9 protein-coding genes are annotated in these 11,309 nt (G+C 43.2%); 8 read left to right on the top strand and 1 reads right to left on the bottom strand.

Features of this window, described 5'->3' with window-relative positions; genetic code table 11:
• Positions 1-99: 99 nt before the first annotated feature.
• From ABFX15_RS03085 to ABFX15_RS03075, 3 genes are all read left to right on the top strand, one after another.
• Positions 100-963, top strand: coding sequence for a DegV family protein (locus ABFX15_RS03085; RefSeq protein WP_091264514.1), 864 nt, complete (start codon positions 100-102; stop codon positions 961-963).
• Positions 964-1,062: 99 nt separating this feature from the next.
• A complete protein-coding gene (gene recJ / locus ABFX15_RS03080) occupies positions 1,063-3,372 on the top strand; it encodes a single-stranded-DNA-specific exonuclease RecJ (RefSeq protein ID WP_346024042.1) in 2,310 nt (769 codons plus the stop codon).
• Between the two features lie 29 nt (positions 3,373-3,401).
• Entirely contained in the window at positions 3,402-3,914 is a 513-nt protein-coding gene (locus tag ABFX15_RS03075) for an adenine phosphoribosyltransferase (protein ID WP_346024041.1), read from the top strand.
• A gap of 39 nt (positions 3,915-3,953) precedes the next feature.
• On the opposite strand, the gene lexA is transcribed toward ABFX15_RS03075, so the two are convergent.
• Entirely contained in the window at positions 3,954-4,586 is a 633-nt protein-coding gene (lexA, locus tag ABFX15_RS03070) for a transcriptional repressor LexA (protein WP_091264508.1), read from the bottom strand.
• A 199-nt stretch (positions 4,587-4,785) separates the two neighbouring features.
• On the opposite strand from lexA, the gene ABFX15_RS03065 reads away from it, so the two are divergent.
• The 5 genes from ABFX15_RS03065 (at position 4,786) to ABFX15_RS03045 (ending at position 11,266) form a co-directional block, all read left to right on the top strand.
• Positions 4,786-5,031: a DUF896 family protein gene (locus tag ABFX15_RS03065; RefSeq protein ID WP_346024040.1), complete on the top strand. Its 246-nt coding sequence runs from the start codon at positions 4,786-4,788 to the stop codon at positions 5,029-5,031.
• A gap of 106 nt (positions 5,032-5,137) precedes the next feature.
• Positions 5,138-7,135, top strand: coding sequence for a transketolase (gene tkt / locus ABFX15_RS03060; RefSeq protein WP_346024039.1), 1,998 nt, complete (start codon positions 5,138-5,140; stop codon positions 7,133-7,135).
• Positions 7,136-7,384: 249 nt separating this feature from the next.
• Positions 7,385-7,627, top strand: coding sequence for a YneF family protein (locus ABFX15_RS03055; protein ID WP_091264501.1), 243 nt, complete (start codon positions 7,385-7,387; stop codon positions 7,625-7,627).
• A gap of 103 nt (positions 7,628-7,730) precedes the next feature.
• Complete coding sequence (locus ABFX15_RS03050) at positions 7,731-9,482, top strand: ABC transporter ATP-binding protein (RefSeq protein ID WP_346024038.1); 1,752 nt, start codon at positions 7,731-7,733, stop codon at positions 9,480-9,482.
• A complete protein-coding gene (locus ABFX15_RS03045; protein WP_346024037.1) occupies positions 9,482-11,266 on the top strand; it encodes an ABC transporter ATP-binding protein in 1,785 nt (594 codons plus the stop codon). Before ABFX15_RS03050 ends, ABFX15_RS03045 begins: the two co-directional genes overlap by 1 nt.
• The last annotated feature ends 43 nt before the right edge of the window (positions 11,267-11,309 follow it).

Raw genomic sequence — 11,309 nt, 5'->3', positions numbered from 1 at the left:
TTTTTGTATTTTAATTGATAGAGCAACGATAGTTGCATTAAAACAACACGAAAAAACAAAAAAATTGGTAATTACTATTATAGATAAGGTAGGGGAAAAATGAATAAACAAAAAATTGCTATATTAACCGACTCGGGTTCAGATGTACCTGAACAGATTCGTACGACATATGATGTCAAGGTCATTCCTTTGAAGATCATTTTTGAAGACGGTGAATATGTTGATAAAGTAAACATTACCGCTGAAGAAGTTTATGACCGAATGAGTGAAGAAATACCAAAGACTTCTCTTCCTGATGGAGAAATCATCAAAGGAATGTTTGATGAAATCAAGGCAGAAGGATATGAAAAAGTACTTGCCGTGACGATTTCAAGTGGACTGAGTGGAACGAATAACATGGTCCGCATTGTGGCTGAGCAGTACGAAGGGCTGGAAATATTTGTTTTGGATACTAAAAATATCGGTATTGGTGCAGGTTTTTCTGTTGTGGAAGCAGCACTTCAGGCCGCAAAAGATATAGAATGGGATACAATCAAGGCTAATCTCCAGAAGGGCATTGAAAAAGCGAAAGTTTTCTTTCATGTGCCTACACTTGAGTACCTTCAGAAAGGCGGACGAATCGGTCTGGTTCAATCAGTTCTCGGAAGCATGATGAACCTCAAACCGATCATTACGTGTAATGAAGATGGGATCTATCACACTGTAGCTAAAGTTAGAGGTAAAGCGAAGTCTGTGAACAAAACTATTCAGTTAGTTGAAGAGTTTGCTTCTACAGCTAAAAAGTACAATCTGGCAGTTGCTTACGGTGGGAGAACTGCTCTAAAAGAAGCTGAAGCAATCAGACAGGAGCTGAAGGCCAAGCTTCCTGATTATGAACAGTTCTTCTTTGATCAAGTCAGTCCAGCACTGGGTGTCCACACTGGACCAGGTCTGATTGGTATTGGCGTTCAGATCTTAGACTAATAGAAATATTATGAAACAGACGCAGTAAAGACTTCCTTTATTGTGTCTGTTTTTTTCTGTTATAATGTAGGAACGTGAATCAGACTAGGAGTGAATCGAGTGCTAGCAGAAACAATATGGCGAAATAATACAATCGGTGACGATCAGGCAATTTCAGATCTCGCTGCTGAAATGAACCAGTCAAAAACTTTCATACGCTTATGTATGGCTAGAGGACTGACGACTAAAGAAGACATCAGTCACTTTATGACGCCGACAGCGGAATGGTTTCATGATCCTTTTGAACTGAAGGATATGGACAGAACAATTGAACGGATTCAGAAAGCCATCGAGCTCCATCAGAAAATAACAATTTATGGCGATTATGATGCGGACGGAGTTACAAGCACAACTATTTTATATGAAGCGATCGAGATGCTCGGGGGGAATGTCGACTATTTTATTCCTAATCGGTTTGTTGAAGGGTATGGCCCGAATATCAATGCATTTGAACGCTTAGTTGAACAAGGTACTGAGCTGATCGTGACTGTTGACAATGGGATCGCTGGACACGATGCGATTAATAGAGCGAATGAACTAGGGATCGATGTCATCGTAACCGATCACCACGAATGCCCGGAAAATCTTCCACAAGCTTACAGCATTGTACACCCTAAGCATCCTGAAGGCAGTTACCCGTTTAAGGAACTCGCAGGGGCCGGTGTCAGTCTGAAAGTAGCGCACGCCCTTCTTGGAGAATTGCCCGAAGAAATGATCGAACTGGCTATGATCGGAACGATAGCAGATGTAGTGTCTCTAACTGATGAAAACAGGGCGCTCGCTTACTTCGGCTTGAAGTTGATCAGACAGACCCAGAGAGTTGGGCTTCAGAGTCTATTAAAACAAGCTGAAATCTCCAGGGAAGACATTGATGAAGAAACGATCGGCTTCAGGCTTGCTCCTCCTGTCAATGCCGTAGGACGTTTAGGGGATGCCACGATGGTTGTCGACCTTCTCACTACATATGATGAGAAAAAAGCAGAGGACCTAAGTAGAAAAGTGATGGAGAAAAATAGTGAAAGAAAAAATATAGTCAGTCAAATTACCGGCGAAGCATTATCTAGAGTTGATGCACAGCAAAATGATCAAGTTATTGTATTAAAAGACGAGAATTGGCATCAAGGGGTGCTGGGTATCGTGGCCAGTAAAGTGACTGAAAAGACTGGAAAACCAGCTCTCATATTTTCTGTTGACCAGGACACTGGGATAATGAAAGGCTCAGGTAGAAGCGTGTCCGGTTTCAATCTGTTCGACTGTATGCAGCAGACCAGTCATCTCCTGAGAAATTTTGGTGGACACGAAATGGCCTGTGGTGTCAGCCTTGAGTTGACCAATCTGGAAACCTTCTACGACGCACTCCAGAAAAGTGCGAAGAATCTAGCGGGAGATAGGGCACTGAAGACTGAACTGACAATTGATGTTACGGCAGAATGGGAAGATCTGTCCATCGACCTGATTACGGAACTTGATCAGCTTAGACCATTTGGCCAAGATAACAGAAAACCTCTATTTAATATTTCTTCTGTCGTCCCAGAAGGGGCTCGCTTGATAGGGGCGAATCAGGATCACTTAAAATCGCTCGTTACTAAAAATGATACTAAAATGGATATGATCGCATTTGGCGCTTCAGACTGGTTTGAAGTGTTCAAATCCCAGCCGGAAATAGATATTGCTGGATATGTGTCGATCAATGAATGGAATGGAAACAGAAAGGTTCAGATCCAGGCTGTCGACTTCAAATCCAGAGAAAAAATAGCCATCGACAGACGCCAGTCAACTTTAAAGTCGGAAGTGTTCCTCGATTCTGAAGGCCATTATGTATTCTTTCAGAAAGCAGTATATAATAAGTGGCAGGAACAGATTCATCCAGAAGCTACCTGTCAGTTGGTGGACATGAGCACTGAGTTATATTCGGTCAGCAAAACGACTAAAATAATTGTTGTTGATACTCCAGACCAACTCGAACTTTTCCGGACTGTGTACAGGAATTATGTGAAGCAGTCTTTCTACTTGTATCTTTATTCTCCAAATGAGTACTATTTTAAAGGCATGCCGAAACATTCAACGTTCTCATCTTTGTATAAATGGCTGCGAACAAAGGAAACAGTCGATCTGTCAAAAGACACCAGGGAACTGGTGACTAAGCTCAACATCGATAAAGAAGTCGCTAAATTCATGTTAATGGTGTTTTTAGAGAACGAATTTGTTACAATAGAGGATGGAAAGGTGAGAGTCGTTGCCGATCCGGACCCGAAAAAACTGGAAGACACCAAGACGTATAAAAGACGGCTGGAACAGATTGCTGTTGAAGAAAAATTGGTTTACAGCTCTTTTAACGAATTGATGACTGCCATAAATGACACAAACTAAGTATGTGTAAACATAACGGAGGATTATAAATGGATTTTAAACAATATATTGCTGATGTACCTGACTTTCCTGAAGGGGGGATTGTGTTTAGAGATATTTCTCCACTGATGGCCGATGGTGAAGCTTACAGAGAAGCAACCAGACAGATCGTTGAATACGCTAAAGGAAAAGGGGTCGAAATGATCGTCGGTCCTGAGGCCAGAGGGTTCATCGTCGGCTGTCCTGTTGCCAATGAACTGGGAATTGGATTTGCACCCTGCCGTAAAAAAGGAAAGTTGCCTAGAGAAACTGTCGAAGTGAGTTACGGACTTGAATACGGCAATGATATCCTTCAGCTCCATAAAGATGCGATCAAACCAGGTCAAAAAGTGCTGATCACAGACGACCTGCTTGCTACTGGAGGGACCATAGCTGCAACGATCGAACTTGTAGAAAAGCTGGGTGGAGAAGTTGTCGGTGCGGCATTCTTTATTGAACTTGCTGATTTAAAAGGTCGCGATAAAATTGAAGGCTATGACATTTTTAAATTAATGACTTACTAAATACTGAAAACCCCCTCTCGAGTGAGAAGGGGTTTTTTATTAGAATATATGGCTTCTATATAAAGAAATAACTTTTCCGAGAATTTTTACATCATTAAGGATGATAGGGTCAAGTGCATCATTTTCGGGCTGAAGTCTGATATGATTCTTTTCTTTGTAGAATCGTTTACAGGTTGCTTCATCATCTTCAGTCATGGCAATGACAATATCTCCATTACTTGCACTTTCCTGTTTTCTAACGATAACCTGATCGCCGTCTAGAATACCAACATTCATCATACTATCTCCACGGATAGTCAGCATGAACAGATTGCCTCTGTCTAGCTCCAGGTCATTTGGAATCGGGAAATAATCTGTAGCTTCCTCAATAGCAAGGATAGGTTCGCCGGCAGTGACTACTCCTAGTAGAGGTATTTTGTCCTCTTCATCTATTCCCAGTTTATCCAATCCGGCTTTAGTGAACTCGATCGCTCTTGGTTTCGAGGGGTCTCTTAGGATGAATCCATTTTTTTCAAGACGTGCTAAATGTCCGTGAACTGTTGACGTTGAAGAGAGAGCTGTCGCCATCCCGATTTCTCTCACAGTGGGAGGATACCCTTTCTTCTTCACCTGGTTATATATATATTGTAGAATTTCAATTTGTTTTTCACCTTTACGGCCTCTAGTGGTCATTACTCACCCTCACTTTCGGAATAATTTATATGAACAACTGTTCTATTGTTATCAGTATAGCATAGGGCAGACGCTAATTCAAACGGATGTTCGAATAAAGGAAGCAGGTTCCAGCCGAATCTTATCTACCACTTTTTATTCAGGAATGTTATGATATAAGGTGTAGGACTTGCAAGAATAGAGAACTGAGGAGGATTCTATGTTAGAAAAGAAAAAACTGGACAGAATTAACGAACTCGTTAGAAAAGAAAGAAGTGAGGGTCTGTCTCAGGAAGAAAAAGATGAACAGAAAGCACTGAGAGAAGAGTATATCCAAGCTTTCAGGTCCGGCATGAAGAATCAGATCGAAGGGATGAAAGTTGTGGATCCCGACGGAAATGATGTCACTCCAGATAAAGTGAAAGAGATTCAGAAAGAAAAAGGCTTGCATGGCCGGGACGAGTAAACAGCCATATTCGTAATAACTGCAGAATAGATTGAATTAAAGCGCTAAAAATAGTACAATAATGTAGTAAGTTTAAATTTTAAACAAACGAAAGGGTTGAAGTTCATTGTTCGATAAAACAGATCAAATGGCCGTCGATACGATTCGTACATTAAGTATTGATGGAGTACAGGCAGCCAATTCCGGTCACCCAGGGTTACCTATGGGAGCAGCTCCTATGGCGTATACATTATGGACCCGTCACTTAAATGCTAATCCGAAAAATTCGAGATGGTTCAATAGAGACCGTTTTGTCCTTTCAGCAGGACACGGATCTATGCTTTTATACAGCCTTCTTCATCTATCAGGCTATAACGTGTCTATTGATGATCTTAAAAACTTCCGTCAATTGGGAGGGAATACACCAGGACACCCTGAAGTGCATATCACAGATGGTGTCGAGGCAACTACTGGTCCTCTAGGTCAAGGCGTAGCTAATGCAGTAGGAATGGCAATGGCAGAAGCACACCTGTCTGCTACCTATAATAAAGGTGACTATAACATCGTTGACCACTATACTTATGCACTGTGTGGAGACGGAGACCTTCAGGAAGGTGTTTCTCAGGAAGCTGCTTCTCTGGCTGGTCACTTGAAATTAGGCAAACTGATTATGCTTTACGATTCCAACGATATCCAGCTTGATGGACCGACTTCAAAAGCGTTCACTGAAAATGTCGGTATGCGTTTTGAGGCTTACGGATGGGAACATATCCTGGTTGAAGATGGAAACGATTTAGAGGCCATCGATGCTGCAATAACTAAAGCGAAAGAATCCACCGATAAACCAACACTTATCGAAATCAAAACAGTCATCGGATTCGGAGCAACAAATGCCGGTACGCACAATGTTCACGGTGCACCACTTGGACCTGAAGGGGTAAAAGCTGCTAAGAAAGCATACGGCTGGGAAGGCGAAGACTTCTACGTACCTGAAGAAGTCACTAAGCGATTCAAAGAGCACATGATCGATAAAGGTCAGGAGCTAGAAGATAAGTGGAACAGTCTACTTGATGAATACCGCAGTGCTAATGGTGAACTTGCGAATCAGTTCGACCAGGCTTTATCTGGAGAGCTTCCAGAAGGATGGGATGCTGAACTGCCTTCATTTTCTGAAGAAGATGGAGCAGATGCAACACGTAACTACAGTGGAAAAGTGCTGAATGCTATTGCTGAAGCTGTCCCTAACTTCTGGGGTGGATCTGCCGACTTGTCAGGATCGAACAAGACTATGATCAGTGGTGTTAAAGACTTCCAGGCTGGTCAGTATGACGGACGCAACATCTGGTACGGCGTAAGAGAATTTGCTATGGCAGCTGCTCTAAACGGCATCCTGCTTCATGGGGGAACGAAATCTTACGTTGCTACATTTTTCGTCTTTACAGATTATCTGAGACCAGCGGTACGTCTGGCTGCACTATCTGAAATTCCGGCTATCTATGTCATGACACATGACTCAATTGCCGTAGGTGAAGACGGACCGACTCACGAACCTGTAGAACAGCTATCCAGCTTCAGAGGAATGCACAATCTGACTGTTCTTCGTCCGGCTGACGGTAACGAAGTAGCTGCAGCTTGGGAAATTGCTGTGACATCAACTAACCGTCCAACTATGCTTGTGCTGACTCGTCAAAATCTTCCTGTTCTTCCTGGAACTAAGGAAACAGCGAGACAAAATGTCAAGAAAGGTGCTTATGTCCTTTCTCCGTCTGAAAGCGACACACCTGATGGTATCCTGATTGCTACTGGATCTGAAGTAACATTAGCTGTTGAAGCGCAGAAAGAGCTGAAAGCACAAGGGCACGATGTATCAGTAGTCTCCATGCCAAGTTTCGATCTGTTCGAACTTCAGTCTGATGAGTACAAGGAATCTGTTCTTCCAGCTGCTGTAAAAAACAGAGTAGCTATCGAAATGGGATCTCCATTCGGCTGGCACCGCTATGCTGGACCTGAAGGTAGGATTCTTGCGATCGACAAATTCGGAGCAAGTGGTAATGGTGAAGCTGTTGTTGAAGCTTACGGATTTACTTCTGAAAATGTTGTCAACACGTATCTTTCAATGAAATAATGTAACTGAAAAGTCTGAAAGCCACCTGTATTCCTGCTGGAGCACAGGTGGCTTTCAGCATGTTGTGAATAAAAACCGGAAGACGGGCTGGCCAGTACTTCCCTCTCTAAGTCAATTGATGGTATAAAATAGCTTTTTAACATATAAAGGTTTATTTCTCCACATTTATTGTGTAAAATAGTTCAGTGAGCAGATATGTCTATGTCTGCTGTATGGTTACAGTATCGATTTTTGAAAGGAGTGAACAAGATGAGCACAGGCCTTGCTATTGTACTAATTATTTTAGCTCTGATCGCCGGACTGGTCGGAGGATTCTTTATTTCCAGAAAATATATGATGGACTATTTTGAAAAAAATCCGCCAATCGACGAAAACATGCTGCGTATGATGATGCTTCAAATGGGACAGAAACCTTCTGAACGTAAGATCAATCAGATGATGAGTCAAATGAAATCTCAGCAGAAGAGCGCAAAGAATAAAAAGAAAAAATAAGTAAGGGACGGACAGAATAAAACGCTGTCCGTTAACATTTGACACAATATGACAATATGTCATATTGCTTTCACAATCGACTAAGCTAATGGGAGACGACGATATGGGGATATTTAAACGACTGAGCTGGTTTTTCAAACAGGAGAAAAAATCCTATCTGGTAGGAATAGGTGCACTGATCATCGTAGCGCTGCTCCAGCTGATTCCACCGAGAATTATAGGCATTGTAGTCGATGAAATAGATATGGGTATAATCACACAGGAATCGCTGCTTACGTGGCTGCTGATTCTGTCTTCCACTGCAATCGGTCAGTATGCTCTAAGGTATTTATGGCGGGTGCGTATCTGGGGAAACGCTGCTAAACTTGAACAGATCGTGCGTAAGCAGCTGTTCAATCATTTTACAAATATGGATAATGAGTTCTTCCAGAAATACCGTACAGGTGACTTGATGGCACATGCAACAAATGACCTTCGTGGTCTTAGAATGGTTGCAGGTGGAGGGATTCTTACGATGGCTGATGCAATCAGTGTCGGTCTGACCACTTTGCTGGCAATGATTTTTTTTGTAGACTGGCGCCTGACACTTCTGGCGATCATTCCACTGCCATTATTAGCCATGACGTCTCGTGTGCTCGGGAAAAAGCTTCACCTGCGATTCAGAGACGCTCAGGCTGCCTTTTCGCATCTGAATGATAAAGTTCAGGAGAGTATTCAGGGGATCAAGGTAATCAAGACGTTTGGACAGGAAAAAGAGGATATAGAGCAATTTTCAAAACAGACTGACAATGTCGTTGAAAAGAACAGATCAGTATACAAAATCGATTCACTTTTTGATCCGGCGATTACGTTTATCATGGGGATTTCATATTTCCTGACGATACTTGTAGGAGGCTGGCTGATTTCAGACGGAGAAATATCTGTCGGAGATTTCGTGACGTTCATCAATTATATCGGAATGCTCGTTTGGCCGATGTTTGCTATCGGACGTCTGTTCAACATTATTGAAAGAGGATCTGCCAGTTATGACCGGATCGAAAATCTGCTTAGAGAAGAGACATCAATAGTGGAACGTCAAGGGGCGATAGACAAACCGGTTTCAGGAGAGTTGTCTTTTGAACTTGATTCCTTTTCCTACCCTGATGAGGAAGGGACCACCCTTAAAAACATCCACTTCACGCTTGAAGCTGGCGGGACATTAGGTGTCGTTGGTAAAACGGGAGCAGGTAAAACAACGATTCTTAAGTTGCTTCTCAGAGAATATGATGGGTATAAAGGCAGGATCAGGTACGGGGGATATGACATACGTGATTATACCCTCGATGCGTTATTGAAACATATAGGCTATGTGCCTCAGGATAACTATCTGTTTTCAGATACGATAAGAGAAAATATCCGCTTTGCAGATCCGACCTTGTCTCAGGAAGCTGTCGAAGCGGCAGCTAAACTTGCCGATATTCATGATGATATTCTTGCGATGCCGAATGGATATGACACGGAAGTAGGCGAGCGGGGCGTGTCACTTTCCGGGGGGCAGAAACAGCGAATTTCAATTGCCCGGGCTATCCTCATCAATCCGGAACTGATGATTCTTGATGATTCACTATCGGCTGTCGATGCGAAGACTGAGGAAAGTATCCTGTCAGGGCTGAAAGAACTGCGCAGAGGACAGACGACGATCATTGCGGCTCACCGTATCAGCTCAGTCATGCACGCTGAAGAGATCATCGTTGTCGAAGACGGTGAAATTGTCGAGCGCGGGACGCACAATTCGTTGCTTGCACAGGATGGATGGTATAAGGATATGTATGAACAGCAGCAGCTGGTAAGGGAACTGGAAGGGGGAGAGGGCTAATGGAACAGCAGGAACTACAGAAAAGACGAACGATTCCGTTTAACGAACAGATGAGTATACTGAGACGCATCCTTACATTTGCCTCACCTTACAGAAATCAGTTTATACTGGCTATATTTTTCAGTGTAGCTCTTGCAGTAACTAATGCGGCACTCCCCCGAATCATTCAGGTTTTCATTGATAACCACCTGACAGTCGGTGGCGTGACGATTCAGACGATTCTCTTCTTCGCATCTCTTCACTTTGGTGTGACGATCGTTAGAATGACTGTCTGGTATTTCGAATTGTATATCTTTAATATGGCTTCAGAAAAAACAGTACAGAACATAAGAAATCAGCTGTTCACCAAACTTCATAATCTAGGCATGCGATTCTTCGATCAGACCTCTACTGGCTGGATCATTACGCGAGCTACAAATGATACTGAAGCAATGAAGGACTTCTGGCACGTATTTCTGACGATCATACAAGGGGTGTTTGGGGTCATCATCTCCCTTGGGGCAATGTTCCTGCTGGATGTAACTGTGACACTGTGGATCCTTATCTTTGCACCGGTCCTGCTACTGGTCATCAGATTCTATCAGGTCTATAGCTCACGCACTTACCATGAAATGAAATCCAAGCTGAGCCTGCTGAACACAAAACTTGCAGAAACCATTAACGGGATGTCAGTGATTCAGCAGTTCAGACAGGAAAAACGGCTTCAGAAGGAATTTGAAGAGACAAACCAGTCCTACTTCAATTCTCGTTTCTCCATGGTCAGAATCAACGCCTTGCTTCTGAGCCCGGTCATTAACATGCTGTATACTCTTGCTGTTGTTCTGATCCTGGCACTGTTCGGGTTCGACGCGTTGACCAGCCCGATTGAAGTAGGAATCATTTTTGCCTTCACATCATATGCAAATGATTTCTTCAGACCATTGACCCGGCTGATGGATAGTCTGAGTCTGTTCCAAGACGGAGTTGTTTCAAGCAGCCGCATCCTTACAGTTATGGATAACGAAGAGTATGTGCCGGAGCAGGACGACGATCCTGAAGCGCAGATCACTGACGGCAAGATAGAGTTCAAAAATGTAAGCTTCTCATATGACGACGAGAATTACGTTCTGAAAGACGTTTCGTTCACTGTAAATCCAGGAGAGACTATTGCGCTTGTCGGTCATACAGGGAGCGGAAAGTCTTCGATCATAAACGTGCTGATGCGTTTCTATGATTTCCAGAAAGGGGACGTGCTGATCGATGAGCAGTCCATCAGATCCTTCCCTATGCGGGAGCTGCGTCAGCGTATAGGTCTGGTCCTGCAGGATTCCTTCCTTTTCTACGGAACAATCAAGGACAACATCCGTTTGATGAACGAGGCTATTACAGATAGAGAGATAATTGAAGCGGCACGATTTGTTCAAGCCGATCAGTTTATCGAAGAACTTCCAGGTCAATATGATGCGCGGGTTGTTGAGAGAGGGGCCAGCTTCTCCAGTGGTCAGAAACAGCTGATCTCATTTGCCAGAACGATTGTAAGGGACCCTAAAATCCTAATCCTCGATGAAGCAACAGCAAATATCGATACAGAGACGGAGTCGCTCATTCAGGAAGGTCTGGAACGCATGCGTCAGGGACGAACGACTGTGGCGATCGCTCACCGACTGTCTACGATCAGAGATGCTGATCAGATCTTGGTACTAGATAATGGACATATTATAGAACGCGGGACCCATGACGAGCTGATTGAACGTGGCGGTTCATACAGAGATATGTACGAATTGCAGAACATCGGTCTGCAGTGATAGAAATATACTAGCAAATAAAAAAAGCCTTATCCACATCAGC

This window comes from Alkalibacterium indicireducens (genome assembly GCF_039522005.1).
GTDB lineage: Bacteria > Bacillota > Bacilli > Lactobacillales > Carnobacteriaceae_A > Alkalibacterium > Alkalibacterium indicireducens.
Note: the sequence above shows the minus strand (reverse complement) of the source record. Positions and strands in the feature narration are given on the sequence as shown.

What these genes read in the sequence shown, in the direction of transcription:
- ABFX15_RS03085 (WP_091264514.1), top strand. Translation starts at nt 100, where the DNA reads ATGAATAAACAAAAAATTGCTATATTAACCGACTCGGGTTCAGATGTA.
- ABFX15_RS03075 (WP_346024041.1), top strand. Translation starts at nt 3,402, where the DNA reads ATGGATTTTAAACAATATATTGCTGATGTACCTGACTTTCCTGAAGGG.
- lexA (WP_091264508.1), bottom strand. Translation starts at nt 4,586, where the DNA reads ATGACCACTAGAGGCCGTAAAGGTGAAAAACAAATTGAAATTCTACAA.
- ABFX15_RS03065 (WP_346024040.1), top strand. Translation starts at nt 4,786, where the DNA reads ATGTTAGAAAAGAAAAAACTGGACAGAATTAACGAACTCGTTAGAAAA.
- ABFX15_RS03055 (WP_091264501.1), top strand. Translation starts at nt 7,385, where the DNA reads ATGAGCACAGGCCTTGCTATTGTACTAATTATTTTAGCTCTGATCGCC.
- ABFX15_RS03050 (WP_346024038.1), top strand. Translation starts at nt 7,731, where the DNA reads ATGGGGATATTTAAACGACTGAGCTGGTTTTTCAAACAGGAGAAAAAA.
- ABFX15_RS03045 (WP_346024037.1), top strand. Translation starts at nt 9,482, where the DNA reads ATGGAACAGCAGGAACTACAGAAAAGACGAACGATTCCGTTTAACGAA.